26 protein-coding genes and 1 pseudogene are annotated in these 26,380 nt (G+C 66.7%); 10 read left to right on the top strand and 17 right to left on the bottom strand.

Going from position 1 to position 26,380, the window contains the following annotated elements:
- Nucleotides 1-12: 12 nt before the first annotated feature.
- From ACFVSU_RS12620 to ACFVSU_RS12610, 3 genes are all read right to left on the bottom strand, one after another.
- Nucleotides 13-453: a DUF6153 family protein gene (locus tag ACFVSU_RS12620; protein WP_387143084.1), complete on the bottom strand. Its 441-nt coding sequence runs from the start codon at nt 451-453 to the stop codon at nt 13-15.
- A 513-nt stretch (nt 454-966) separates the two neighbouring features.
- Nucleotides 967-1,641 (bottom strand): response regulator, encoded by a 675-nt coding sequence (locus ACFVSU_RS12615; protein ID WP_387143082.1) that lies wholly within the window; start codon nt 1,639-1,641, stop codon nt 967-969.
- Complete coding sequence (locus tag ACFVSU_RS12610) at nt 1,638-2,846, bottom strand: sensor histidine kinase (RefSeq protein WP_387143079.1); 1,209 nt, start codon at nt 2,844-2,846, stop codon at nt 1,638-1,640. Before ACFVSU_RS12610 ends, ACFVSU_RS12615 begins: the two co-directional genes overlap by 4 nt.
- A 151-nt stretch (nt 2,847-2,997) precedes the next feature.
- Here ACFVSU_RS12610 and ACFVSU_RS12605 point away from each other — a divergent pair, with 151 nt between their 5' ends.
- Entirely contained in the window at nt 2,998-3,696 is a 699-nt protein-coding gene (locus ACFVSU_RS12605) for an ABC transporter ATP-binding protein (RefSeq protein WP_387143075.1), read from the top strand.
- The gene (locus ACFVSU_RS12600) at nt 3,693-4,997 is read left to right on the top strand and encodes an ABC transporter permease (protein WP_387143072.1); all 1,305 of its coding nucleotides are present in this window, start codon (nt 3,693-3,695) and stop codon (nt 4,995-4,997) included. The genes ACFVSU_RS12605 and ACFVSU_RS12600 overlap by 4 nt, the downstream gene beginning before the upstream one ends.
- 592 nt (nt 4,998-5,589) lie before the next feature.
- On the opposite strand, the gene ACFVSU_RS12595 is transcribed toward ACFVSU_RS12600, so the two are convergent.
- The 4 genes from ACFVSU_RS12595 to ACFVSU_RS12580 form a co-directional block, all read right to left on the bottom strand.
- Nucleotides 5,590-6,039, bottom strand: a complete 450-nt coding sequence (locus ACFVSU_RS12595) for a hypothetical protein (RefSeq protein WP_387143069.1) — start codon at nt 6,037-6,039, stop codon at nt 5,590-5,592.
- A gap of 51 nt (nt 6,040-6,090) precedes the next feature.
- Complete coding sequence (locus tag ACFVSU_RS12590) at nt 6,091-6,318, bottom strand: hypothetical protein (RefSeq protein ID WP_387143066.1); 228 nt, start codon at nt 6,316-6,318, stop codon at nt 6,091-6,093.
- A 173-nt stretch (nt 6,319-6,491) separates the two neighbouring features.
- The gene (locus ACFVSU_RS12585; protein WP_387143063.1) at nt 6,492-8,216 is read right to left on the bottom strand and encodes a hypothetical protein; all 1,725 of its coding nucleotides are present in this window, start codon (nt 8,214-8,216) and stop codon (nt 6,492-6,494) included.
- 157 nt (nt 8,217-8,373) lie between these two features.
- Nucleotides 8,374-9,471, bottom strand: coding sequence for an ATP-dependent endonuclease (locus tag ACFVSU_RS12580; RefSeq protein WP_387143060.1), 1,098 nt, complete (start codon nt 9,469-9,471; stop codon nt 8,374-8,376).
- 868 nt (nt 9,472-10,339) lie between these two features.
- On the opposite strand from ACFVSU_RS12580, the gene ACFVSU_RS12575 reads away from it, so the two are divergent.
- Nucleotides 10,340-10,900, top strand: coding sequence for a GNAT family N-acetyltransferase (locus tag ACFVSU_RS12575; RefSeq protein ID WP_387143057.1), 561 nt, complete (start codon nt 10,340-10,342; stop codon nt 10,898-10,900).
- 87 nt (nt 10,901-10,987) lie between these two features.
- Here ACFVSU_RS12575 and ACFVSU_RS12570 read toward each other — a convergent pair whose 3' ends face one another.
- Together ACFVSU_RS12570 and ACFVSU_RS12565 are read right to left on the bottom strand one after the other, a co-directional pair.
- A complete protein-coding gene (locus tag ACFVSU_RS12570) occupies nt 10,988-11,512 on the bottom strand; it encodes a hypothetical protein (protein WP_387143054.1) in 525 nt (174 codons plus the stop codon).
- A 91-nt stretch (nt 11,513-11,603) separates the two neighbouring features.
- A complete protein-coding gene (locus ACFVSU_RS12565; protein WP_159841679.1) occupies nt 11,604-11,912 on the bottom strand; it encodes a hypothetical protein in 309 nt (102 codons plus the stop codon).
- Nucleotides 11,913-12,177: 265 nt separating this feature from the next.
- On the opposite strand from ACFVSU_RS12565, the gene ACFVSU_RS12560 reads away from it, so the two are divergent.
- The 5 genes from ACFVSU_RS12560 (at nt 12,178) to ACFVSU_RS12540 (ending at nt 15,006) form a co-directional block, all read left to right on the top strand.
- Entirely contained in the window at nt 12,178-12,696 is a 519-nt protein-coding gene (locus ACFVSU_RS12560; RefSeq protein ID WP_387143051.1) for a LysM peptidoglycan-binding domain-containing protein, read from the top strand.
- Between the two features lie 43 nt (nt 12,697-12,739).
- Entirely contained in the window at nt 12,740-13,216 is a 477-nt protein-coding gene (locus ACFVSU_RS12555; RefSeq protein WP_387143048.1) for a hypothetical protein, read from the top strand.
- 43 nt (nt 13,217-13,259) lie between these two features.
- Nucleotides 13,260-13,697: a hypothetical protein gene (locus tag ACFVSU_RS12550; RefSeq protein WP_387143045.1), complete on the top strand. Its 438-nt coding sequence runs from the start codon at nt 13,260-13,262 to the stop codon at nt 13,695-13,697.
- A gap of 432 nt (nt 13,698-14,129) precedes the next feature.
- Entirely contained in the window at nt 14,130-14,522 is a 393-nt protein-coding gene (locus ACFVSU_RS12545) for a hypothetical protein (RefSeq protein ID WP_387143042.1), read from the top strand.
- 43 nt (nt 14,523-14,565) lie between these two features.
- On the top strand, nt 14,566-15,006 hold the full coding sequence (locus ACFVSU_RS12540; protein WP_387143039.1) for a hypothetical protein: 441 nt from the start codon (nt 14,566-14,568) through the stop codon (nt 15,004-15,006).
- 490 nt (nt 15,007-15,496) lie between these two features.
- Here ACFVSU_RS12540 and ACFVSU_RS12535 read toward each other — a convergent pair whose 3' ends face one another.
- Nucleotides 15,497-16,531, bottom strand: a complete 1,035-nt coding sequence (locus ACFVSU_RS12535) for a hypothetical protein (RefSeq protein ID WP_387143036.1) — start codon at nt 16,529-16,531, stop codon at nt 15,497-15,499.
- Nucleotides 16,532-16,638: 107 nt separating this feature from the next.
- Here ACFVSU_RS12535 and ACFVSU_RS12530 point away from each other — a divergent pair, with 107 nt between their 5' ends.
- Nucleotides 16,639-17,307 (top strand): hypothetical protein, encoded by a 669-nt coding sequence (locus tag ACFVSU_RS12530; protein ID WP_387143034.1) that lies wholly within the window; start codon nt 16,639-16,641, stop codon nt 17,305-17,307.
- Nucleotides 17,308-18,512: 1,205 nt separating this feature from the next.
- Here the strand turns inward: ACFVSU_RS12530 and ACFVSU_RS12525 are convergent.
- The 6 genes and pseudogenes from ACFVSU_RS12525 to ACFVSU_RS12500 all read right to left on the bottom strand — a co-directional run.
- A pseudogene (locus ACFVSU_RS12525) lies at nt 18,513-21,671 on the bottom strand (efflux RND transporter permease subunit); the annotation flags it as partial.
- A 91-nt stretch (nt 21,672-21,762) separates the two neighbouring features.
- On the bottom strand, nt 21,763-22,134 hold the full coding sequence (gene crcB / locus ACFVSU_RS12520; protein WP_387143031.1) for a fluoride efflux transporter CrcB: 372 nt from the start codon (nt 22,132-22,134) through the stop codon (nt 21,763-21,765).
- The gene (locus ACFVSU_RS12515) at nt 22,131-22,544 is read right to left on the bottom strand and encodes a CrcB family protein (RefSeq protein WP_387143028.1); all 414 of its coding nucleotides are present in this window, start codon (nt 22,542-22,544) and stop codon (nt 22,131-22,133) included. The genes crcB and ACFVSU_RS12515 overlap by 4 nt, the downstream gene beginning before the upstream one ends.
- Before the next feature lie 162 nt (nt 22,545-22,706).
- Nucleotides 22,707-23,675 carry a DNA topoisomerase IB gene (locus ACFVSU_RS12510; RefSeq protein ID WP_387143025.1) on the bottom strand — a complete coding sequence of 323 codons (969 nt, stop codon included), beginning with the start codon at nt 23,673-23,675 and terminating at the stop codon, nt 22,707-22,709.
- Nucleotides 23,676-23,747: 72 nt separating this feature from the next.
- The gene (locus ACFVSU_RS12505; protein ID WP_387143022.1) at nt 23,748-24,014 is read right to left on the bottom strand and encodes a Rho termination factor N-terminal domain-containing protein; all 267 of its coding nucleotides are present in this window, start codon (nt 24,012-24,014) and stop codon (nt 23,748-23,750) included.
- Nucleotides 24,015-24,050: 36 nt separating this feature from the next.
- Nucleotides 24,051-24,935 (bottom strand): SDR family oxidoreductase, encoded by an 885-nt coding sequence (locus ACFVSU_RS12500; protein ID WP_387143019.1) that lies wholly within the window; start codon nt 24,933-24,935, stop codon nt 24,051-24,053.
- A 213-nt stretch (nt 24,936-25,148) separates the two neighbouring features.
- Here ACFVSU_RS12500 and ACFVSU_RS12495 point away from each other — a divergent pair, with 213 nt between their 5' ends.
- Complete coding sequence (locus ACFVSU_RS12495; RefSeq protein WP_181911764.1) at nt 25,149-25,313, top strand: hypothetical protein; 165 nt, start codon at nt 25,149-25,151, stop codon at nt 25,311-25,313.
- Nucleotides 25,314-25,464: 151 nt separating this feature from the next.
- Here ACFVSU_RS12495 and ACFVSU_RS12490 read toward each other — a convergent pair whose 3' ends face one another.
- Nucleotides 25,465-26,247, bottom strand: a complete 783-nt coding sequence (locus tag ACFVSU_RS12490; protein WP_387143015.1) for a MerR family transcriptional regulator — start codon at nt 26,245-26,247, stop codon at nt 25,465-25,467.
- Nucleotides 26,248-26,380: the final 133 nt, after the last annotated feature.

Raw genomic sequence — 26,380 nt, 5'->3', positions numbered from 1 at the left:
ACTCCCTATGAATCACGTTCGACTGACCGAAAGGACGAGCAGTGATGGTGCCCGTGCGTGTGCCCGCCTCCGGCGGGCCAGCCCTGGCGCGAGGCCTAGGAGAAGATCCTGCCCCCCGACCCGGCCCAGGGCGAACGGCACCGCTACCACGAGAAGCGTGACCAGCAGCCCGAGCACGCAGGCCATCGTCAGCATCGAGTGATCGGGGGCGGGCGTGGACGGACCGCAGTCACAGGGCTCGTGGCCGACGAGTCCGGCGTGAGCGATCATCCACGCATTCGGCATCTCCGCCGGTGCGGCAAGCGTCGCGGTGGGCCGTGAGTGGGCGATGTCGCCGCCGCCGAGTGTGTGCATCGCGAGCAACCCGAGGATCACGCCGAGCGCAAGCGCGACGCACATCACTCCGCGGACGAGGGAAGACCACGACCAGGCGAATGCACGGATGGTCCTCACCTGGTGGGTCTCCTTCCTCTGCGGTGCTGAGGCATCGTTGGATGCCGCCGGGCGAACCGTGACTCAGCTTGCGCGTGCGTATCGGATGGGATCCCCGTCCCAGAGGGGCGGGCAGTAGGCAGCACGACCAGTACCGCTACCCCTCGTCGTCTCCATAGTGCTGCAGTGGTGCGACGGTGCAAATCAAGGGTCGCAAACCTTCCTTCCGAAGGTACCCCATGGGGGTATCGATAAGGTCACGGAACGCATGACGACCTGAAGCACCCAAGAGTTGTCCAACGACTCCTGCGCTGCGGATCCGTCCACGGGTGCTGGCAGGGTAAGGCACGCCGGGCGCATCTGAGCGCTTCCGCGAACTCGAGTGGCCCAAGCCGAGCTGCAGATCCGCCGTCACCGGGTAGGGCCAGCGGTCGCCCCTCCAACGGGATCCGCAAACGGGCAACGCACGTAAGCGGGACGACACGAACGGCCTGCAGGCCGTTCGGTCGGCATCCCTGAACGTGCCGCGTTGGGTCATGGCGATCCGGGGGCGAGGAGTCCGGTTTCGTAGGCAAGGATCACGAGCTGGGCGCGGTCGTGTGCGTGCACCTTCGTCATGACACGGTTCACGTGGGTCTTCGCGGTGTGTGGCGAGATGTGCAGGTCGTCCGCGATCTCCTGATTCGACCGGCCGCGCGCGACGAGGAGCAGGACCTCGAGTTCGCGCTCGGTGAGGGCCTCCAGCTCCGGGGGGATGCTGCGCAGCGGCGCCGCGGTCCGCTGCGGGGTGACGTACTTCGTGATGAGGCTCCGGGTCGCCGCCGGCGAAAGGAGCGCCTCGCCGGCGTTCACGGCGTGGACGGCGTGGACGATCTCGTCAGGCTCGGAGCCCTTGCCGATGAATCCGCTCGCGCCAGCGCGCAGAGCGGTGACGATGTACTCGTCCTCTTCGAAGGTCGTGAGGATCAACACGCGGGTCGAGGCGAGGTCGGGGTCGGCGCAGATCGCCGCCGTCGCAGCGATGCCGTCCAGTCGCGGCATCCGGATGTCCATCACGATGACGTCGGGACGCAGCCGCGCGGCGGCGGCGACGGCGTCCTGCCCGTCGACCGCTTCGCCCACGACCTCGATCCCCTCCGCATGCGACAGGATGTCGGACACCGCCTGGCGGATGAGGGACTGGTCGTCGACGACGAGCACGGTGGTCATGGGCGCCGGTCCGTCCCGAGCGGGAGGGTCGCCGCGACCCGCCACCCGCCCGGTGTCGGTCCCGTCTCGACGGTGCCTCGTGCGGCTGCGACGCGTTCGCGCAGGCCGATCAGACCGAGAGTGGAGCCCGTGCCGCCGACGGATGTCTCACGCGTGGGAGGAGTATCGACGGGGAGAGTCGGATTGGTGACCACGATGTCGAGTGTGTCAGCCCCGGCCCGGATGAGGACGTGGGCGCGAGACTCGGCGCCGTGCTTGTGGGCGTTCGTGAGTCCCTCCTGGATGACGCGGTAGGCGACGATCTGAGCGGGTGTCTCGGCCTGGGCGAGGTCACCCTCGATTCGGATCGTCACGGCGAGCCCGGCGTCCTCGAACTGGCCGACGAGGTCGCCGAGTCGTTCGAGGCCGGGCTGCGGTGAGATGTCGCGGGGACCGTCATCGTCCGTCCGGAGGACCTCGAGGAGCGCGCCGATCTCGCTGAGCACCGTGCGCGCGGCGCTGCGGATCGTGCGGACGGCATCCTGAGCGTCCTCGGGACGCGACGGGATCGCCGAAGACGCGACGCCCGCGTTGAGGCTGATCACGGCGATCTGGTGCGCGACGGCGTCATGCAGGTCACGGGCGATCCGCAGGCGCTCCTCCGACACGCGTCGCTTCGCCTCGGACTCTCGGGTCTCTTCCGCGCGTTCGGCGCGCTCTGTGATGGCGGCGATGTACTCCCGGCCGGATCGCGCTCCGTCGCCCGCCGCGGCGGCGAACGCGACCGTGATCACGACGGCGAAGGCCCGCAGATCGAGGAGGCTGCTGAGCGAGGCGAGGACGTTGATCGCGATGATCGCGGCGATCGTGACGAGAGTCGTGATCAAGGCGGCCCGCCGCCGCAGTCGATTCGTGGCGCCGAACATCGCGATCGCCATGGCCAGCACCAAACCGGGCCAGAGAGTTCCGGTGAACCCCGCGGCCGCGTACAGCGCGACGCATGCGGCGAGAACGGCGATCGGCCACCGGCGTCGCAGCGGAAGGATCAGCGCCGGAGCCAGCACGAGGGTGAACGTGAACACACTGTCCGGGCGGAAGTCCACCTGCGGGAACGGGAGGTAGGCCGAGGCGACGACGAACACGGCCGCGATGACATCGCCGATCCAGGTCGGCACGCGCGGATGCGGCCCGCTGCGGCCGCTCTGCCGTCCCGCCTCGCGTGTCATCAGTCAAGTCTGGCGGGGATGGCGGCGCGCGGCATCCCTCCCCCGCGGCATGCCGAGTACCGCAGCCGCAGTATGCGAAGTGTCCACTGAGGGGTGACGCGGTGGAGGACGCGAGCGGCGAGGCTGAAAGTCCACCTCACTCAGGAGCCTCATGAATACGCCGATCATCTCGGTCCGGGACGTGCACAAGTCCTATGGCCGGGGCCAGAACCGCTTCGATGCCTTGAAGGGGGTGAGCTTCGACATCCGCGAGGGCGAGAGCATCGCGATCGTCGGCAAGAGCGGCTCGGGCAAATCCACGCTCATGCACGTGCTCGCGCTGCTGGATGCCCCGTCCTCCGGCACGGTCGAGCTCGAGGGCGTCGACACCGCGACGCTGCGCGGCGGCGCGCTCAACCGCACTCGCAACAAGACGTTCGGCTTCGTCTTCCAACAGTTCTTCCTGACGGGCAACTCGTCCGTGCTCGAGAACGTGATCCTGCCGCTCAAGATCGCCGGCGTCGGCCGCTCCGAACGGCGCCGCCGCGGCCTCGCCGCGCTCGCACAGCTCGAGCTCGACGACAAGGCCAGGAACAAGGCCGTCAACCTCTCGGGCGGTCAGAAGCAGCGCACCGTGATCGCGCGGGCGCTCGTGAACAACCCGCGGATCATCTTCGCTGACGAGCCGACGGGCAACCTCGACACCGCGACCGGCGCGATCGTCGAGGACATCCTGTTCGCGCTGAACCGCGAGAACGGCATCACCCTCATCGTCGTCACCCATGACGAGGAGCTCGCCAACCGCTGCGACCGGCGCCTGTTCATCCGCGACGGCCTCCTGGTCGAGGACTCCGCGGCGGTGGCCGCATGAGAACCGTCGACCTCATCGGCTCCGCCGTCACGAACACGTTCCGCTCCAAGACCCGCACGATCCTGACAATCCTCGCCATCTTCGTCGGCGCCTTCACGCTCACCCTCACGAGCGGTCTCGGCACCGGGATCAACGCCTACATCGACGACACCGTCACCTCGATCGGCGCCGCAGACGTCATGACGGTCACCAAGACCCAGGAGACCGCGACCGGCGTCGCAGCGACCGGACCGGTCGAGTACGACCCCGACGCCATAGCGAGCGGGCAGCCCGGCCCTCCCGGATCGACCGTCGTCGCCCTCACCCCCGCAGACCTCGACACCCTCGCGGGCATCGAAGGTGTCACCGACGTCGTCCCGACGCGCTCGATCTCGCCCGACTACATCCAGGCCGGCGACGGCACGAAGTACGTCATCGGCGTGGGGAGCCTCATCGCCGGCCAGACCATCCAGCTCGAGGCGGGGGCGGCACCGGATGACGACGCGACCGAGCTGCAGCTCGTCCTGCCCGTCGCGTTCGTCGAGCCAATGGGCCTCGGCGACGCGGACGGCGCGATCGGGCAGACGGTGACGATCGCGATCACGGATGCCGAACGCACCCAGCACCTCGTCGAGGCGACCGTCGTCGGCGTCGCGGAAGAAGGACTCGCCTCACCGACCGGCGCCAGCCTCGTGCCCAACACGGCACTTGCCGATGATCTCTTCCACACGCAGAACATCGGCGTACCCGCCGACGAGGTGGAGCGCTACGCGCAGGCGAGCGTCTTCTTCGACCCGGCATCCACCGAAGACGACATCACCGCGCTGAAGGACCGACTCGCCGACGAGGGCTTCACCGGCTCGACCGTCGCCGACCAACTCGGGATGTTCAAGACCGTGATCGACGGCATCGTGCTCGTGCTCAACGCGTTCGCGATCATCGCCCTGCTCGCGGCGAGCTTCGGCATCGTCAACACGCTCTTCATGTCGGTTCAGGAGCGCACGCGCGAGATCGGGCTCATGAAGGCGATGGGTATGGGCAATGGCCGTGTCTTCAGCCTGTTCAGCCTCGAAGCCGCCTTCATCGGCTTCCTCGGCAGCACCATCGGCGTGGTCATCGCGATGCTCGTCGGCGCAGGTGTGAGCTCCGCGCTGTCCGGTTCTCTGCTCGCAGACCTGCCCGGCCTCACGCTCATCGCCTTCGACCCGCTCTCGATCGCGGTCATCATCGTGGTCGTCATGACGATCGCCTTCCTCGCCGGAACGCTACCCGCCGCACGCGCCGCGCGCGCCGACCCGGTCGACTCGCTCCGCTACGAGTGATCACAGTGGAGGAGGGGTCCGGAACCTCCCGGCCCTCCTCCGCTGACGATCCGGCAAGACCCTCCCAGCCGACGGCGGGATGTGGTTGCCGCGGCATCTCTCTTAGGCAGCGGCGGCGATCGTGTGCCGACAACCGCTGCGAACGTTGACCAGGATGGCGCAATGTTGGGCCCAGGCGCACTCGGCACTCCTTGAGTGGGCGCAGGGATCCCCAATCGCGCATCGCCCGATCAAGGCGCCGCGAGTACGCAGCCGAACGGAATCGCAGTGTGGGAACGACGGCCGCCGCGCTCGTCGGGTTCTCGGTGAGTGGTTCGTTCTGGATGCTATGCCTCTGGGTCATCCCTTACGACGAGGGTGCGGTCGCGGTCGCGGTCGATGCGGCCCTCAACAACTATGTCGCCGTCCACTACGCCGCGCGGCCAGGAACCGGCTGCGCGTGCTGGGGATTGGGCGCCTCGATCAGCCCGTTCATCGTGAGCTACGCTCTCTCCTCCGGCACAAATGGTCCGCCAGTACGACGTATGTCCTAGCGGGCGGAAGATCGGTGGGCTGACCTGGCGGAATGAGCTCGACACGCCGGGAGGCGTCGCTACGCCGCTCCCACGTGCCTGGACGCGAGTACGACGAACATAGCGCGAGTCATCGAAGCCTGGTCATTCGCCTCTGCGAGGAGCGCTTCATTCGCCGGCAGGCGCTCGTCACGGTACGCCCGCAGCGCCATCCGATGAGCGTGTGCTTCCTTCATGAACTTGCTCGCGGTGTGCGCGACTTCGTCAGGTCCGAGAAGTTGCAGCGCGCCGACTGCCCGAACCGCAGCGGCATCTACGCTTCGCCTGTACTCCGGGTCATCGTCACCGAGCCCGATCTGCTCCACCGCTGACAAGAATCCGGAGTAGACGCGGAGACGGTTGTCGCGGAGCCACTTAGTGTTCTCGCGCCGATGCTGGATCAGAGCGCCGATGCCACCGGCGATGATCGTGAGGACCACACCGCCGAAGATCGAAAGCAACGCAAGAGCGGTCGGGTCGATCGGCGGCACGGCCACAGTCTGTCGTTCACCCACCAACTCGGGGGGACGACGCGCGGGCAGCTACACGAACGCCGCGGCCACCTGCAGCAGCGTCCCGACGATCATCAGCGTCCCGACGATCGCCAGCACCGCCGTGCCGCCGAGGCTGAACCGCACCGCGCCTTGCTGTGTCGTCTCCGAAGCGTCTCGTGCCTCGCGATGCTGAGCCGCGAGCGCCCGCGTTTCGTGATCGATGGTGCGCTGTAGGGTCGCGATCTTGCCCGCCTGCTTCTCGTACTGACGCCGCACGATCCCTCTGCGTACGTCGTACGGATGCGGGGCGTCCGTCGCGCGCCTTGGCGCCAACGCTCCGCTCTACCAACGTCGTAGGATCGCACGCGTTGTCAGCCGTTAGATCAGCGGGCCCGATCGGTGCCGTTGTCGTGCAAAGGTGGTGCGCTCTCCGGCGAGACTGAGCTTTCCTACGCTGCGTCGCCCTCACCGGTGAGCGCGAACCGTGGATGTTCGTCGATTCCGCTGAGGCCCCAGGGCCTCACCTCGATCTCCTCTTTCATGTTGTTGAGGGCGCGCGAGAAGATGACGACACCGCCGTGTTCTTCTAGCGGTGCGAAGCGGACGGTGCGCGGTGTGATGGGGTCGGCCTTTAGCGCAGCCACGTGAGCGCCCCCGTCCACTACGCGCCCGCAGCCGACGGCGAACGTGACATCCGACAGCAGGAGTTCCTGTCCGAGAAGCTCCCACGTCCACTCGTCGGGGTTCGCACTGTAAGGAAGGCCTTCTGAGGTGAGCCATTCCTCATCGCGTTCGCGAAGAGGGGGCGTGACGGTAAAGCTCAGGTCATCCACCCCTGGCACTAGGCTCCCGATGCCCTCGAAGAACCGACGAATGACCCTGGCCCAGATTCGGTCGAAATCGCTCGGTCCAGTTGTGGGAACGGAGAATTCGATGCCAAGCTCACGCTCGATGGCAGCCAGATCCTCGGCGAACTCGACCAAGCTGGCCGGCGGTGCCGGATTTCCCTCGTCGAAGCCGACGGTGAAAGGCTGCACGCTCTCGATCGCGAGTGTCAGCTGGCGTGCGTGGGAGAGTGCGGTCAGAAAGTTCAGCGCGCGGTTCGCCTCCGCACCGGAGAGCCCCTGTAGTGCCACATCGAACTTCATCGTGCCACCGTCCGGCGCGTGCTTATCGAAGTAGAAGGCGAACTCGACGCCCTTGCATACGAGCAACTTCAGCTGCGCGCCCTTAGCCCCCGTCGATGCACGGACACGGAGCGCCGTGGGCTGAGCGAGTGTCTTGTTGTGCGCCGAGCGGAGCACAACTTTCACGGCCAAGTCCAAGTCGTTGTCCAGCGGGACGAGCTCCACTCCGAGCACGTCGACGACACCTGCAAACCACTCGGGGCCGTGGCGTTCGAAGCGGGTGACTACGTCAGCCGAGAACTGCAGCGGCTCGAGGAGACCGTAGTCGATGGCCTGCCGGTAATGTTCCGCGAGCTCCGTCGCGTTCGTGAAGTCTGTCTCCATCGTGATCCGAAGCGGTTCCCGCTCGTGAGCATCAGCGCGTCGGGCGACAAGGCGCTCGATGCGCACGCCGTCGAGGGTGCTGAACTCAGTACCCCAGTACAAGCTGCGCGCTGAAATCCGCTCCTGCAGGCGGTCGATTTCGGTGGTCAGGTCGTCGGGCCTGGTGAGAAGCGCGGACTCCCGACCGACCAGTTGCAGGGCAGCCAGATTGGCGTCCCTATTGATGTAGTCCTCGACCTCGGGGAACTGGGTGAGCATTTCATCCAGCCGCGTGCTGCCGATGCGGCCGATGCGGGGGCGGTGCAATCGTCCGTTGAGCCCGTTCACGAAACGGCGCTCGCCGGGGGTGAAATTCGCCGGAATGACGAGAACCCACTTGGCAGGGTCATGTTGCAACGCCGCTTTGAAGGAGCTCCTTATCTGCGCGCGCCTGGTTGTCTTGCGGTCGCCGGAGAATCCGCCCGGAAAGTGCTTGAGCTGGTAGATGGCCACGAGTTGTCCGGTCCTCCGTACCCGGACATCGAGGTCGATACCTGCGTCACCGCCACGCCCATCCACGGCCTCGACGACCAAGCCCGGGTTGTCAAGCTCAATTGTCTTCGTGATGAGCAGTTCGGCAGCGCGATTGAACTTCTCCTCGCCGAGAATTCCCCAGTCCAGCATCCAAACCTCCACCTCCCATTTTATCGGTGGGGCTTTCGGCGCCTAACTGCGCGGCGGCTTGTGGTGAGCCCAGTCGGCGAAAATGAAGAGTAGACGGCGGCCTTGACTCGCGAGCCCTGTCCACGCCAAGCCCGCGAGGGGCATGGCGATTCCTGGGCTAGATGGGTGTGCCCTTGATCATCTGCGCGAGCGCCGTCACGTGCTCCATAGAATCTGGCTTGATGCAACCCTCGCCGCTGGACGCGATCGCCGCGGCAACGACGGTCTTTGCATCGTCGACGAGGTCTGGCCTCGAAGGAATGCCCAACGTGAGTGCTGCCGCCGTGAAATTCGCCGACCACTTCCGCGATCGGTTCGAGAAGTGGGACGACTTAAAGGTCCGAGCAAACCCCGTGCTCAGGGCATCGAGGTAGACATCAGGTCGCACCACATCCTCAAGCTCGGCTTGGGTGGTCCGTCCTCCCAGAACAAATACATTTCGCTCGGGAAGTACTGAGGCGTCGCGGATGCGGCGGGCCTCTTCGCGTCCTTCAGCGTCGTCATCGAGGACGACGAGTATCCGGCACACTGTGGATTTTTCTCTTTGGATCTGGGACCGCATCTTTCCCGCCCCCTTGGTGGCTCTGAACACGACCCGCCCGGCGGAGATGTCCGCGCCGAGGGACGAGTCGACCTCGCTGAGGAGAACAGGAATCGCCTTCTCGTCGGTCAGGCCCTCGACGAGGACGACAATCTCGGCCGACGCCAGATTGTCATGCAGCGCGACACCCAGGGCATCGCGGATGACCGCCACACTCTTCGCGGGACGCGCGGCGTTCTTGAGGACAAGGATGTTGGACGACACGCTTTCGCGATTCACGAAGATGGGATTGTGTGTCGCCAGCAGAACCTGTTGCGCCTGGGATAGCTCTTGGAACAGTTGCTGCAGCTCGTGCACTGACGCTGGGTGTAGATGCGCCTCGGGCTCATCGATGGCGAGAATGACGCTGTGCCCACGCGCTTGCTCTTGAGCAAGTTCCTGAATGAGGGCCATCGTGACGAGACTCTTGATGCCGTCGCCTTTGTGCTCGATCGAAGTAACCGCACCGTCGTGCACCGACAACTCGTCAACTGAATCTGTACGCTCGACGTCTGCGGTCTGCAGTTCGATTGATCGAACGGAAGGGATGTACTTCTGGACCGATTCAGTGAGGTCCCGACCGATACGTTGCACGGCGTGTTGGCGGAGTTCGTTGAGCCGCTCAGTGAGCTGCACGTACTCTTCCGACTGCTAAGCGAACGCATGCGAAGCCGGGATAGTTCGTTGACCAGGCCAAGAGCCTGATCGCTAGTCCGGATAGCCGGAACAGAGACGAATGTCACTCGACTAGAGACGAATCGAGCAATTTCGCGAGAGCGTGCCTTATGAGTTGCCGCCCCACGCCCCGGCTTGAGCACGCCAAAAGAAGCGGACAGACGCCCAAGGGAAATTTCGATCGGCAGGTCGCCGTTATTCGCGATGCCTGTCTCGTCCGTGAAAGCCCTAATCTCGTCGTCGTCTAGGCGGAACCGGAGACGGATCACCGTCGGTCGTGCTCCGCGCTGGTCTTGCTTGCCCAGTGGATAGTCATCACTCCAGCGATATCCATGCAGGAGCCGTCCGTTGCGGGTCAAGCGACCACGTCGAAGCAGAGTCGCTGCCTGAGGACCCGAAACCGACCCGTCTTTCAGCTGATAGTCAGACACCATAGGCCAACGCCGGATGATGTCCATGCCGACAGCTACCGCGCGCAACAGATTTGACTTGCCCTCGTTGTTGGGCCCAACGAGCGTTGTCATGTCGTCGAGCGCAAACTTGGTTTGCGAAGTGATCGACCGATAGTTTTGCACCGCAACTTCGACGAGCCGCACTCTTCTCCCCGTACCGCCTCGTGCGACCGGGACCCTGCCGTCCGGGTCGCACTATCCCAACCCAAAAGTGGCCGCATTGGCCGCGTCCAAAGCTACTGCAGGTGGTCGGCCTTGCCTTTGTTATCGTGCGTCGTGTTGTCGGCTTCCGGCACAATTGGCACTGAGGGGGTCGACCGAGCAGACAGGCGAGGGGGACGAGCGCTGCGAGGCTTGCAGCCCCGCGATGAGGAAGCATGGTCGATATGACGTACGCCGAAGTACTGCCGGGGACGACGATTCTTGAGACTGACCGGCTTGTGCTGCGTCGCTGGTTGGTGGCCGACGCCCCGATGCAGCGGCGACTGTGGTTTGAGCGTGATCCTCGGGTTCCGCCACACCGACGGATCTCACCTGACGGTCACCCGAGCGTCGGGGATCTCGAGGACTGGATCCGCGAGGATGACCCGTCGGCACCCTTGGGCCTGCTGGCGGCAGTCCGGAAGGACAGCGGCGAGGTTGTCGGCTACTGCGGCCTCATCGCGAACACCCACGGTCAGGACGGCGAGCCCGAGCTCGCCTATGAGTTCCTCCGGGATGAATGGGGGCAAGGGCTCGCGACGGAAGCGGCGCACGCAGTGATCGGCTGGGCCGACTCACTCGGGTACACCCGACTGTGGGCGACCGTCCGTGACTGGAACAGCGCCTCGCGACGCGTCATGACGAAGCTCGGTTTCACGCAAACATCACGGGTCGATCCGGACGCCGAACACGGAGACTCGCTCTTCTACGTCAAGGATCTCGTGCCCGATTGCTGACCGCTCAGACGGCGTCCGGGGGTGCGCCAAGCCCTCGCGGGCGAGCACGCCAACCGGTCGTCGAGCGAGCGTCGAGGTGAGACAGACTCAGCTCGAAACCGAAGGTGCACGAAACACGAACCGATCTTGTGCGGACCATACGTGTTCGTCGTCGCAGCGATAACCGCGCAGCCAGAGCTGTCCCTCGACGACCCGAAGATAGAAACCCTTCGGATAGTCAACGTCATCGCTCAACGCTTCGGATGCAACCGTGAGCGAACCATCAGGTGCCTTGCCCGATGACATCACTGCATCCGTCGAGGGCGCTTGGTCTGCGAGAGTCAAACGCAGATAGGGACCAGTGTCAGCAGGACAGAGCAGGAGACCCTGCTGGAGTCCGAGCTCGAGGATCTCCGACAGCACCGCACCATCGGGGCGACCCAGGTCAGCGACCGTTCGCTCGGTAACGGCAATCACGCGAGCGTCCTCGCGGTCGAAGACGTCGGCGTCGAGCAATGTTTCCGCGTGCACGTTGACAAGGATGCCCCGCGAGGTGAGCGCGCTTCTCAACTGATCTCGGGACCGCCCGCCGACGGTGACCTCAAGCAGATCAATGCGTGAGCTATTCGTCATGCTTCCGGATCCTTCATAGTGCCGTGCAGTCTTCAACCCTACGGGTGACGACGGACGTAAGGCGGTCGCTGAACGGACGTCCGCCTCGCTGCTACTCGACGACGACGTCGGCGAACGCGGCGACCTCGCTGCGAAGCCGGGCGGCGACCCACTCGCGATCGCGCAACCACCGTTGACGGTTAGCTTCGGTGTCCCAGCCTTCGAACGGATCGCAATGCCGTTCCCAAAAGGCGTACCAGCCGGCCAAGTCCTCCGCGAGCTCGGCCGATAATCCGTACGTCTCGGGCGACGTGGTGTAGCCCACATCCCAGGTTGGGGTGGAGTTCTCCCAGAGTGGCCAGCGGTGCCCGTGATCCGGAAACAACCGGATGACGCGGCGCTCGGGCGGTACCTGCTCCATAGAGCGAAGCTACCCGGCCGTAGCCCGTAACCGGTCGACCTTCGTGCAGCGCACGCATGGCGCGGGTCGTGGGCGGACTTGACCGCGTTCGGTCAGGGGGCCTTGAGCGAGCCGCGACAGCGCTGAGAGTGCGGCGGCTTGGCGCACCCCTCGAGTGACTCGTGTACCTCCTCCGGCGAAGTGCGTGCGCAGGTCGGGCCCGGGCGAGGGATGTATCCGTCTCCTATTTGTTCTAGGGAACACGCAGTCCACTAGGGTCGTCCGCATGGACCGTGCCGCGAAGATCGCTGCTGGGATCGCCGTGCTCGTCATCGTTGGACTCGTCGCCGTCGCCGCGCCCGCCGTCGCGACAGCGACGGGAGCGTTGTCAGAATGGGCACTGTTCAGCCCGGGTGAGGAAACCGAGCCTGCAGCTGCAGTGCAAGCCGAGGATGTCGTCGGCGCTGAGGGCGAACCCCTGATGTCTGCGGGCAACGGCACCTGGTTCTCCGCGGAGGGTCCCGGCGACTGTGCAACGAACGCAGCGATCCACCCCTACGGCGCTCACGACCCCAGCGCGAGACTGGCGGGTGAGCTGACCGATATGGGAGCGAGCGAGTACGCATCCGGCGAGGTCGGGTACACCGCTGACGGCCTGATCGAGACGTACACGGTCGCGAGCGGCGACTCGCTGATCGCCATCGGCGAGCGATTCTGCGTCGACTACGTGACCGTCGGCGCGTACAACGACCGCTTCGGCTCGAAGGTGATCCAACCCGGCGACGTTCTCGTCCTGCGCCCGTAGCACTGCCTAGATGACGATGGCACCTCCCGCCACCTCTCCAGACGTGACGCCATTCACATTCCGTGACGTCACGTTCTACACGCTGACGGTCTGGGCGACGTTCCTGGTTCTCTCCCTGGCATACGGCGCCATCAGGTACCCGGACACGTTCCGTGACACCGGGGCATTGCCCCTCCTCGGCGCCACGGTCGTCGCCTACGCCGTCATCGCATTGGCCCTCACCTGGCTGGGCGCGCCGTTCGCGTGGCTGCTCGGGTGGGCGCTGCGCGGCGTCCACCGTCGCTGGGTTCACGTGGTCGCGTTCGGCCTGCTCGGGTTCGTCGCGGCCGCCGTGATCGCGTTGGTTGCAGCGGCTGGAGCGCCGATCTCCGGGTCGATCCTGCTCCTCTCGGTGATCGTCGCCCCGGTCTGCGGCGGGTGCACCGCGTTCGCACGCTGGGTGGCCTTCCGTCTCCGTGACCGCCGGCGGGCGATGTCTGAACGGGCGGGCGTGAGCGTAGACAGAGTCGCAGGCTCATAACGATCTCCTCGCGCGAGGCCCGATCGCGCCGAGACTAGGGTCCATGCGACGACTCGCTTCTTCGATCGCGGCAGCCGCAGTGATCGTCGCGCTCACTGGCTGCACATCGTTTCCGATCCCGTTCGCGTGCCCCGCGATCGGGTACAGCAGCGCCGCATCGATCCAGCTGTCGGCACCCACGACCGGGCTGACCCTTGAGCTGTGCAGCGGGGAGGATTGCACACCGGGGCCTGTCGAGGAACCGGTAGAGGTCGGATCCACGGCGACACCTGTCGCGACCGGGATATTCGGCCTCGAGGGCGACAGCGTCGCTGGGTGGACCGCAACACTGCTCGACGCCCCCGCGCTGATGGGATACCGCGTCTCTGACGCTGCCGGGGCAATCGTCCAGGAGGGCATCCTTGACGTCGACTGGGTACGCATCGACGGCACCCAACAGTGCGGCGGCAATCGGCACGCTGACGTCGTCATCGACCTGTAGCCCTGCGAGCGCAGTCGACGCCCGCAGCCTTATCGACCTCCTCGGCTACAGCGGCCAGACCATCACGCTCCACGCCGCATGCTCAGGCGCACCAATGGCTGACTACGTCGAGCTACGGCGTCGCGCGACGCGAGCGTGATCACCTGGCCACTCCGCCCCGTACCTTCGCTTGATCTGGAGTCGGACCGAGCGCCTGCTCGTCACGACGCGCCATCATGTGTATGCGGCTTGTTGGCTTCCGCCAGGGTTGCATGCGAGCATTCGCATGTGAACTGCACCGCCAAGCTCGTTCTGGGGGTATCCGCTGTCGCGATCGCGCTTTCGCTCACCGGGTGTACCGCAGATCAAACGGCGTCAGAACGCTCTCCGGAGGTCACGTCGGCCGCCCCGACGTCAGCGCCGACAGCCCCAACGGAGTCGGAGGCGCCCGCCATGACGCCCACACCCACGCATCCAGTGGACCCACGGGATACCGCGTACACCGCAGAGGTCGCCGCTTGGGCTGACGAGATTCCTGCGGGCTTTGCGTGGCCCGCGTCGATCACGGGTCTCCCCGCTGGTCGGTTGCACGGGAACGGTGACTGGTCGCGCTATACGACCGCCGACGGGATCTACCACTGCATGTTCGTCTACGCAGCCTGGGATGCCTACTTCGTCGACAACGACGCCCCCGCTTCCAAGGAATTCGGAGCCCGCGCCGACGCGACCATGCCCGAACAGCCCGACCCGAGGTGGGTGATGTGGGCCGACGGAACCATCCGCGACCAGGAGCTCGCGAGCGAGAGCGGCATCTGCAACGGTTTCGTCGGAGATCTGCGCATATAGATGACAGCTCGATGAAGCACCCGGGTAAGGGTAAGGAGACCTGGTGACGGCGCGAAGCGAGGCAGACACGGACGATGCGCCACGACCGTTGTCTCGGAAGGACCGACGCATCATCGCGTGGACTATCGCCTTGATCCTGCTCGGCGGCTACGTCGTTTGGCAACTGATCGGCCTCGCGGCCGCGAAAGACTTCGCCCCGCCATCGTGGCTGATCACAGCGCCAACCGGCGCAACGATCGTGGGAGAACCCCGGATCAATTGGGCGCCCTATCGGGCTACGACGTATGTGACGATTCGTCCGGCGGACGGGCAGAAGCCACATCAGCTCGTCGAGGAGATGGGACTGTCTGCGCAGCCCACTCAAATCGGCCCGACGCCACTGGACTGGCGACCCGTTTGGGTCTACAGCAGAACCACACAAGGCGGGGACGTCGAGCTGCGCCTGGTATACCTGCGGGACTCGATCGACATCATCACGCCCTGACGACGGCAAAGACGCGCCCAGAGTCTTGACACCAGCTCATCGAAGGGTCCGATCGAAGTCTTGGTGCCGGTAACCGTTGCGCCGACTCGGGCGACTGCCCTGGTGATGACGATGACTACGACGATCTGGTCATGCCGATCCGTGGATGACTAGAGGACGGTGCGACCGCGAGCCGATTGAGCTTTCGGCTCGTGGGCATTCTTCGGCGTCAGTATGGGCTCGCGTACGCTGACGACCTTGCTGGGCTGAGATTGGCGCGATCGCTTCACGCGTGGTCGCAAACGCTCCCGGCTGCCATGGATCGATAGACGGTCGGCGCGAGGGCCGTGCGCGTTTGAGGCGCCAGGCGTGCCGGTCAGACCGCGTTCGGTGGGCGGTCGATTCGCGTGCTGATACTGGGCTGGGTAGGGGCGCTCGCAGCCTCGACGGAGCCGAACGGTGGCGGCCTCATGAGAGGGCGAGCAGCCGGATCCCACGGCAGATACGGAAGCTACCGGGGACTCGGCTCGTCGCACCCTGTGCGAAGGAGTTGCGCGAACTGAGCGAGACGGGGAAGCGACGTGAGCACGTGGTGCCCCAGCTCGACGCTCCTGGCCTGGTCGACCAGCGTTAGCACTTGTGCGGGGTGCCCTGCAGCTCGGATTGTTTCGGCCAAGTCGATGCAGTCACGTTCAGAGCACACCTCACTTGCCGCGCCTCTCCATATTCTGGCGGGAGTGACGCCCTGGACATTCGTCAGCAGAGGGCCGAGCCCTCGCGTCAAGCCGAGGATCGGGAGGTTTGCGTATTTCCATTGATGTCGCCACGACTTCAGCCTGCGGTCAACCACTGCATTCTCAGGGGACAGGAGCTCGAACGCCGTAACATCGCCGAACCCAACGGCCTCGTTCTCTTTCAGATACTCGGCCTTCCTCGCGGTTTCGACACCAAGCAGGTTGCGTGCAAGCCGAACGAATGCAGATGGGCCGAGGCGTACAGCATTCACTGGCTCGATCAGGTCTACTGAAGCCGGTTCGCCGAGCCCGCTCGCCGCCATCGCGGAGACCATCTGAGCGCCCAAAGACTCACCGACCAGTCGAACGCCGCTCAGTTCCTCACCAAGGACTCCCGTCACGGCGCTGAACTGTGCATGAACGAGTGGGCCGAAGTTGCCTCTCATCGCACGCAACAGATCCAATGTTCGGACCGAGGATTTCTTCGTTCTTTCGGGGTTGTCGATGTCCATGGTGACGCCGGGAGTCTCGACGCCAGCGAACCGCCACCCAGTGGTGGCTGCGAGGACTTGTAGTCGGCGGGTGACGAGCGGGTCGATCCGGTAGTCGAAGCTCATCGGGAAGATCGCCGTCTCGAGGAATCCCTTCGCCGGTTCGGCAACCACAACGTTAAATCCCTCTTGCGAGTCGGGTCGCCAGCGAGCTGCACGCACCCGCGTTGCACCCTCGCGGAGTGCCTCGGCGAGGAGGAGGCGGTTCGCCGGAAGCTCCACATCCACGCGAAGGGTGCGGTTGAGGTCTGGGGACGCCACAAGTCCAGTCTGTCTTAACGTGTCGCGCAACCACTTCAGCAGGCGCGATGGGCCATAATCCACTTGCAGCGACACAGTTGTCCAAGGCACCAATGGGGAGGCGCCAGATGACCGACGAAATCGAAGACCTTGAGCTCGAGACGCTCACCAAGAAGGAGTCAGTCGAGTTCTGGCAGCGCGAAGTTCATTACTATGAGCGACGGGCCGGCGAACAAGGCGTGATGGCCAACCGAATCGTGACGCTCGCCGTCGCCTTCACCGCGGCAATACCTGTCGCATGGACAGCTCTATCCACGGCCCAGGGCTTCATACAGTTGCTGATCGCGTTCGGTATCCCAACCGTTATCTTGTTGCTTCTGGCGAATGCCGTACGCCTGCTGCATGAGATGGAACGCTTGCGCCGCTACGTGCAACATGCCGAGACGGAACTGATCCGCGTCGCAGACGGCGATGACGCGCTCAGGTCATATCGCAGATGGGCGGACATCGGAGGCAAGAAGGACATGCCAGTGGCATTGACCTCGCTGATCGTTCTTCTAATTTTGGCCATCGGCGCGGTCGGTGTTTTCAGCTTCGTTACGGTTGTCGCGACCGACGTGAACCCGTGGTCGCCCGTCATATATGGGATTGCGGTCACGCTTTCCCTGCTTCTCATAGCGGGCCTAGTGACGGTCTACGTCCATGCACGCGCCGTCGGCAAGAAGCTGGACGCCGCCAGGGTTGTAACGTCGGATCCCGCAGCCAACTCAGTTGAGCGGGAAGATCCTGTGGCCTAACGTTTGCTCCGACGCCCGTCATCCCGACACTTCCATTGCACGGTGCCGTCTCAGACAGCTCGACCTTCGACCGGTCCGAAGCTCAAGCGTCGCGGCAACGGTCGTTCGGAAGGCGGTCGTTCATCGCGCAGACACGACCGCGACTTGGGGCGCTGACGGGCACTTGCGCGGGCATGCTCGTATACCCGGCCCGGTGAAAGTCTGCGTGTGGCCGCGCTATTCGCGCGGCCACACGGGGGTCGCAGCATTACTCGTGTTGCGACGCGCGGGATGTCTCAGTGACCGTCCTGCGGACGATCCTCGCCACTCTCGGGCTCGCCAGAACCCTCGTCGTGCGATGTTGCTTCGTCCTCGGCCGCGCCACCCTGCTCGTCCGTCGTTGGCCCAGCCTCATCAACCGAGTCTTCATCGTGATCGGCCCCGGGCGAGTTATCGCCGTCGTCCGCGGCGTCGCCGGCGGAAGCCGGGAGGTCTTCCGGCTGGTCGGCGGACTCCGACGCATGCTCAGACTCACTGGACTGCGCGTCCGCGACCGCGCCTGCCTCCGCAGAGTCGCCGGCGAGTTGGGTCCCGGATTGGTCTTCCACCTCAGACTCGCCGGCCTGTTCCGGCGCCGCGTCGGAGACGGGCTCGGAGTCCTCCGCCTGCTCGGCGGTCTCCTCCCGCTCGAGTTCGTCTGTCGGGACCGAAGTCAATTCCGGCTCCTCGACCTCCGCCGCCGACTCGTCGTCGAGGGCGCCGTCCGTGTCAGTCGTCGGCTCACGGTGGCCCGCGGCGTCCGTCTCCGCTTCGTCCGACGCCTCCGCATCCGCCTCCGAACCAGCCTCGGGCTCGGACACGGCAGCACCCACAGGCGTGACCTCAGTGGCCTCCGCCTCGGGCTCCGCTGCCTCCGCCGACTGCGCCGCAGGCTCAGCCTCGACGGGTGCCGGGGTCGAGTCCGACACCTCGACGTCGGGGCCTTCCTCGATCACAGGAACCGCGACCTCGGAGGTTTCGGCGGCCGAACCGCCAGCCCCACGCTGCCGCCGCTGCCGGCGGGTCTCGAACGCCGCGGCACCCGCAGGACCCGCGACCCCGGCAGCATCCACAGCACCCGACCCCGCAGCACCCGCGACCCCGGCAGTACCCGAACCCGCAACCTCACCCGAAGCCTCGGCACCAGCGGCAGCCGCGCCCGCACCAACGCCGGCGCCAACGAGCACGCCCGCGGCCGCAGCATCCGTGCCGCCATCAGGCCCATCGCCCTCCGGAGCCGGGCCACCGCCGTCACCCTCGTCGCGACGGCGCCGGCGCTCAGCGCGCCGCTCCTTCGCGCCCTCGACGAGGTTGTACAGCGTCGGGAGCACGAGCAGCGTCAGGACGGTCGACGACACGAGGCCGCCGATCACGACGATCGCGAGGGGCTGCGAGATGAAGCCGCCCTGGCCGGTGATGCCGAGCGCCATCGGCGTGAGCGCGAAGATCGTCGCGAGCGCCGTCATGAGGATCGGGCGCAGACGGCGCGAGCCACCGGCCACCGTCGCGTCGTGCGCGGTGAGGCCCTTCTCGCGGTACTGGTTCACGAGGTCGACGAGCACGATCGCGTTCGTCACCACAATGCCGATCAGCATCAGCACACCGATGAGCGACGCGACGCCGAGCGGCACGCCCGTGATGATCTGCAGCAGGATCGCGCCGGTCGCCGCGAAGGGCACCGACACGAGCAGCAGCAGCGGCTGGCGCAGCGACTTGAAGGTCGCGACCATCACGATGTAGACGATGAGGATCGCCGCGAGCAGGGCGAGGCCGAGCTGCGAGAACGCGTCCTGCTGCTGGGTCACGACACCGCCGAGCGTGGCATCCGCCGACGACGGCAGGTCGGCGTCGGCCAGAGCCGTCGTCACCGAGGCCGTGGCGGTCTGCAGGTTGTCGGTCGACGGGGTCACCGTGACCGTCGACGTGCGCTGGCCGCCCTCGGTGGTGATCGAGGTCGGACCCTCGCTCTCCTCCACGGCGGCGACGTCGGAGAGCGGGATCGGGCCGGTCGCGCTCGGCACCTGCAGCTGCCGCAGGTCGTCGAGCGACGCGGGCGTCTCGGACGCCGCGAGGTACACCGTGAGCGACGTGTCGTCGATCTCGACCGTGCCGATCGACTGCGGCTGCATCGTGTTCGACACCAGCGCGCCGACGGCGACCTCCGAGAGGCCGAGCTGCGCTGCCTTGTCGCGGTCCACCGTCACGGCGATGTACGGCAACGAGGCCGACAGGTTGCTCGAGACCTGGCCCACGCCGTCGGCGCCTTCGACGGCCGAGATGACAGCATCCGTCGCGTCCTGAAGGGTCGACGAATCCGGAGCCGTCACGTCGATCGCGATGTCGGTCGAGCCGAATCCGCCCCCACCCGCGGCGACCGTGATCTCGCCGGCGTCGTCGAGGTCGGCGACCGCCTTCTGCACCTCTTCGCGCAGCGCGACCTGGTCGACGCCCGGGTCGGTGGTGATCGAGTACGTGATGCCGCTGCCGCCGCCCGAGAAGGCGTCGCGCAGGGCCGAGCCGCTCGAGCCGATCGACACCTGCACGGTCTCGATGCCGTCGATGTCGAGGAGCACCTCCTCGACCTGCTCCGCCGCGGCGCTCTCGGCCTCGAGCGAGGGGGCCGGGCCGATGTCCTGGGTCATCGTGAACGTGTTCTGACCCGAGTCGCCGAGGAAGTTGGTCTTCATGAACGGCGCTGCGGCGATCGTGCCGACGAGCACCAGCACGGCGAGGGCGAGCGTGATCCACGAGTGCTTGAGGGTCCAGCGGAGGATCGGCAGGTACGACTTCTGCAGGCGGCTCGGCGGCGCGGCCGGGTCCTCCGGGTCGACCGCGACCCCGCTCTCGTCGAGGATCGGCTTGCCGGGCTTGAGGAACCAGTAGGCGAGCACCGGCACGATCGTGAGCGCCACGAACAGCGACGCGGTCATGGCGATCGTCACGGTCATCGCGAACGGGCGGAACAACTCACCCGTGACATCGCCGACGAACGCGATCGGCAGGAACACCGCCACGGTCACGATCGTCGACGCCGTGATGGCCGACGCCACCTCACGCACGGCCCGGCGGATCGAGTCGCCCTTGTCGGCGTCGCCGACGTAATGCCTCTTGATGTTCTCGATCACGACGATGGAGTCGTCGACCACGCGTCCGATCGCGATCGTGATGGCACCGAGCGTCAGGATGTTCAGCGAGTAGCCGAACGCCTGCAGGCCGATGAACGTGATGAGGATGCTCGTCGGGATCGAGATCGCCGCGACGAGCGTCGAGCGCACCGACAGCAGGAAGACGAAGATCACGAGCACCGCGAACAGGAGGCCGAGCAGGCCCTCCTTCGCGAGGGTGTCGATCGACTCCTGGATATACGGCGCCTGGTCGAACACGACAGTGAACTCGGCGCCGTCGAGCGAATCCTCGAGGTCGGGCAGCACCGCGAGCACGCCGCGCGACACATCCACCGTGTTCGCAGCGGGCAGCTTCGTCACGGCGATCGTGAGCGCCGGCTCGCCGTTCACGCGCGAAACGGTCGTGACCGGGTCGGCCTCTTCCGCGACGGTCGAGACGTCGCCGATGGTCTTCTGGCCGGCGACGAACTGGTCGGCGGTCGACGGCACGAGCGGCAGGGCCGCGATCTCATCGACCGACGAGATCTTCGAGCCCGTCTGCACCGTGAGCGTCTCGTCGCCCTCGGTGATCTCGCCGCCCGGGAACAGCACGCCGTTCTGGTCGAGCGCATCGCGGATCGCCTGCTGCGTGTAGCCCGCGGCGGCCAGCTCCTCCTGGTTCGGCGTGATCGTGACGCGCTGGCCTACGCCGCCGACGATCTGCGCGGCGTTGACGCCCGCGACATCTTCGAGATCCGGGATGACGGATGCCTCGAGCTGAGCCTGGATCGTCGCCTCGTCGTCGTAGCCGGTCACGGCCAGCTGAATGACGGGGAAGTCGTCGATGCTCGCCGAGATGACGTTCGGCTCGACACCGGTCGGCAGCTGCGACTTGATGCGGTTGATCGCCTGCGTCATCTTCTGCTCGGCGGTCGCGAGGTCGGTGCCGTAGGTGAACGACGCCTGCACGATCGAGGCATTCGTGGTGCTCGTCGCACTCGTCGACTCGAGCCCCGGAACGCCCTGGATGGCGGTCTCGATGGGCACCGAGACGTCGTTGCTCACGACCTCAGGCGACGCGCCCGGGTACGTCGAGACGACGATCAGCGCGGGGAACTCGATCGACGGGATCAGTTCCTGCTTGAGGTTCGTGAGCGCGAGTCCGCCGAAGATGGCGGCGACGATCGTGATCAGCGCGATGAGCGCGCGGTTCTTGAGGCTCAGAACGGCGAGGTTCGACACACGGAGGCCTTCGCTGGTGAGGTGATGCAGGGGGAGGGGCGGAGCCCGCACGATACGGAGATGTATCGCGTTTCAGTATTTCATGCGGCTCTCATGAAACCGCTCCCCCGAGGAGGAGGCCGAGTCCCGCCGCGATGGCGGCGAACGCGAGCGTGCCGAAGAGGTTGAGGGCCGCATGCCGCCAGCGCTTGCGCTGGGCGAGCAGCACGGTCTCGACCGAGACGGTGCTGAACGTCGTGTAGCCGCCGAGCAGACCGAGACCGAGCACCAGCGACAGTTCGGGGGCGATGGCCGTGCCGAGCCCGGTGATCACGCCGAGCACGAACGAGCCCGAGACGTTGACCACGAGGATCCCGATCGGGAACCGCCCGCCGCCCGACGGCGTGAGCCACCGGTCGACGACGTACCGGAGCCCCGCGCCGACGCCGCCCGCGAGCGCGGCGACGAGCAGCCACGGGCTCACTCGGCGTCCTCCGGGTACTCGATCTCACCCGGCCGGTCGGCGATCCGGCGTCCGATGAACAGTCCGACGACCGCGCCGACGACACCTGCGATGACGGATGCTGCGGCCAGCCCCGCGGCGAGCCACGGCGTGGCGACCCAGAGGGCCGTGGCCACCGCGAACGCGCTGTAGGTGGTGAAGCCGCCCATGATGCCCGTGCCGAGGAACGAGCGGAGCATCGGCCGCTGGTCGTCGAGCCAGCCGACGACCACGCCGAGGACGAGGGACCCGACCACGTTTACCCCGAGCGTCACCCACGGCACCGCCGTCGGATCGGTCACCGGGTCGAGCACGAGCGCGCGGGCGAGGACGCCGATCGCCCCGCCGGCCACCGTCACCCCGAGGATCCGTGGATCGACGGGCTGCGGCATCCCTTCACGCTACTCGCCCCGCTGATCCCGGATACCCAGGGCGTTTCGTCTTCGCGCGCCAGAGCGCGCTCCGCTCAACGACCGGGAATCTCTTCTCCCCCCGCTCGTTGAGCGAGCGAGGAACGAGCGAGACGAAACGCCCGCACCCGGCGCACACGCGGGTCAGCGCCCGGGGCGCAGCAGACCCCGGATCGCGGACTCCGGCGTGATCGACAGATCGAGCAGATTCCCCTCGCGGTATCGCGTGAACACGCGCGGGTCGATGTACGAGCCCCGCGCGACCGCCGGGGTGTTGCCCAGCGCCTCCGCCGTCGCCTTCACGGCGAGCACCTCGGCGCGCTTGCGGTCGGTCTTGGTGTCGACGGTGCCGATGCGCGCGAGCGCCTCGGCCGCGAGGATCGTTCCCCGCAGCGTGCGGAAGTCCTTCGCGGTGAACTTCCCGCCCGTGAGCGCCCGCACGTACGCGTTCACCTCTGTCGGGGTCAGCGCCACGCGGCGCCCGCCCCGCTGCCACGCGAGCAGCGGCGACCGCGGCCGGCCCGCGGCCAGCAGCTCCATCACGGCGGCGAGGTCGGCGTCGTCGAGCTCGAGCACCTGGTGCTTGCCGCTCTTCCCCGGAAACGCGAACGAGACGACGGATGCCTCGACCGAGACATCCCGTCGCTGCAGCGTCGTGAGGCCGCGGCTGCCGTGTGCGGCGAGGTAGCGATCCGAGCCGATGCGCGGCGCGGCGTCGTCGAGCAGGCGGAACGCGACCGCCAGCACCCGCTCGCGATCGAGGTCCGCACGGCGGATCGACGTGGTGACCCGCGCCCGAGCACGGGGCAGCGCCTCGGCGAGCGCGAGCGACCGCGCGAACTTGCCGCGGTCGCGGCCCGCGGTCCAGTCGGGGTGGTAGACGTACTGCCGTCGGCCGGCGTCGTCGACGCCCACGGCCTGGATGTGCCCGTCGGGGCGCGTGCTGATCCACACCTCCTGCCACGCGGGCGGGATCACCAGCCCGTGGATGCGATCCAGGTGCCGGGGCGCGGGTGCGCGGCCCTTCGCGTCGAGGTACCGGAAGCCCGACCCCGCCCGCAGCCGACGGAAGCCGGGGTCCTCGTAGGGACGGACGCGCGCGAGTTTCGGCATCCGTTCACGCTACCGAGGTCGTGGGGTCGGCCGACGGGCTCGGGTTACCCGCCGGCCGAGTCTCCCCCCGCGTCAGTGGTTGCGGATCATCGAGATGAGCTCGGACTTCTTCTTGCCCGAGTACCCCTTCAGGCCCAGCTCCTTCGCGCGCTTGCGCAGCTCGGGCACCGTGCGGTCGTCGTAGTCCTCGGCGTTCCCGCCGCGCTTGCCCACCGTCTTGCGGCCCTGCGCCGCCGCGGCATTCGAGATGCGCGCGGCCTTCTCCTTCGAGACGCCGTCCTTGCGGAGCTCCTCGTACATCTCGCGGTCTTTGAGACTCGATCCGCGCTGTCCTGGCATGGCTTCCTCCTTCGTCCACCGCCGCGGGGGCGGGTTTCACAGGCCCTTGCCTCCGGTCACGGGCAGGATCGCGCCCGACGTGTATGACGCGTCGTCGCTCGCGAGGTACACGTACGCGCCGGCGAGTTCGGCGGGCTGACCCGCGCGGCCGAGCGGCGTGTCCTGTCCGAACGTCGCGAGGCGCTCAGCATCCCTTCCCGTCGCGGGAATGAGCGGGGTCCAGATGGGTCCCGGCGCGACACCGTTCACGCGGATGCCCTTCGGCCCGAGGTCCTCGGCGAGCGCCTTGATGAAGGCGACCTGCGCAGCCTTCGTCATCGCGTAGTCGATGAGCCCCGGCGACGGGTTGAACGCCTGGATCGAGGTCGTGACGATGATCGACGACCCGGGCTTCAGGTGCGGGATCGCGGCGCGCGCCGTGAACATCTGCGCGTACAGGTTGGTGCGGAAGACGCGGTCCAGCTCTTCCGTCTCGAGGTTCTCGAGGCCGTCGCGATCCTTCTGATACGCGGCGTTGAGCACGAGAACGTCGAGCCCGCCGAACTCGGCGACGGCACGCTCGACGATCTCGGCGCAGAAGTCCTCGTCACGCAGGTCGCCCTCGAGCGGCAGCGCCCGCGCGCCGCTCTCGGTGATCCAGCGGACCGTGTCCTGCGCGTCCTCCTGCTCTTTCGGCATGTGGGTCAGTGCGACATCCGCGCCTTCGCGCGCGAACGCGATCGCGACGGCCCGGCCGATGCCGGAGTCGCCGCCCGTGATGAGAGCCCGGCGTTCCGCGAGGCGCAGCGCGCCCTGATACGAGCGTTCGCCGTGGTCGGGCTCGGGACGCGTGTCGTCGGTGAGGCCCGGCTGCTCCTGGTGCTGCGCCGGGAAGCCGTCCTCGTGGTGAGCGGTCGTCGGATCGGTCGCGGATGTGCTCATACCCGCGAAGCTACGGTCGGGCAGTCGGGGTCGCACAGGGGTTGACTTCCCCGCGGTGCGGCCCTAGGCACAGGGGCCGTGAGCCCGGCGTATCACCGGAAAACCGGCGTCGTCAACCCCCTACGGACCGTGCCCCACCGGTGCCACTGTCGAGATGTGCCCACGAGGCACGCGATGCATCACATGCATCGACGACGAAGAAGGAGAGCTCCTATGAACCTCGCCCTGATCATCATCATCGTCGTCGCGATCATCCTTGCGATCGTCGGCGGCCTCAATTCGGCGCTGAGCTGGCTGCTGTGGGTGGCCATCATCGTCGGCGTCATCGCCCTGATCGCCTTCCTGTTCCGGGTCATCAGCGGCGGACGAGGCACCTGACCCCTGCACCACAGGATCAGTTGACGGACGGATGCCGCGGCCACTGCTGGCCGCGGCATCCGTCTGTCTTCTCCCCCATCGGCGCTCTTCCTGCTCACCTGTCACGAAATGCCGGTCGCGCCAGCACATCGCGACAGGTGAGCGAAGCGGGCTACAGGTTCGCGTCCGCGTAGACGCGGAGCGCGTCGCGCACGAACTCGGCGCCGTGCGTGCCGCCCTGGCTCGTCGCGTAGTTCGCGCCGAACCGCGGGTCGGCGACGTACATCTCGCCGAGGCCGATCACGTAGGCCTTGACGTCGCCGCCGGGCGCCGCCGCGGGCGTGCCGGGAATCCCGGTCAGCCACTCGACGTGCCGCTTCGCGACCGCCTGGGCCTCGTCGCTGTCGGGGGCGATCCCGGATTCCGCGGCCGCGATCCAGTCACGGCCGAGGTCCGAGACACGCTGCTGCCACGCGGCCTTCTCGTCGGCGCTCATCGAGCGCCACCAGCGGTCGCTGTCGGCATACGCCTTCCTGCCCCAGCGCTGTTCGACCTCGTCCTTGTACTGCGTGTGGTCGAAGCCGTCGAACATGTTCTCTGCCATCAGTCGTTCACCTCCTCTCACTGCACTGATCGTGTTCTCGACCGACGCGATCTGCCGCGCCAGCCGGTCCTGCTCCTGCCGGAGCCATGCCAGGTGCGCCTCGAGGGCGGGCACCTCGCCGGTCTCTCGCTCCATCACCGCGGCGATCTGCGGCAGTCCGAGTCCGAGCTCGCGCAGCAGCAGGATGCGCTGCAGCCGCACGAGCGCGGCCTGGCCGTAGTACCGGTAGCCGTTGTGGCCGATGCTCGACGGCGCGAGCAGGCCGATGTCGTCGTAGTGACGGAGCGTGCGGCTGGTGGTGCCGGCGAGCTTCGCGATCTGCTGGATCGACCACTCCTGCTCGTCCTCCATGACGACCTCCTCTCGTTTCGTCGTCGGTTCGTCGTGAACACCACGCTAAAGGTTGACGTTGCGTCAAGGTCAAGCGGGTTGGAGCAATCTTCTTGACAAGAACGCGATATATCGTGTTACTCTCGTGGCACGC

It is taken from the genome of Microbacterium sp. NPDC058062, assembly GCF_042885375.1.
Classification (GTDB): domain Bacteria; phylum Actinomycetota; class Actinomycetes; order Actinomycetales; family Microbacteriaceae; genus Microbacterium; species Microbacterium trichothecenolyticum_C.
This window is presented reverse-complemented; position numbering and strand designations above follow the sequence as displayed.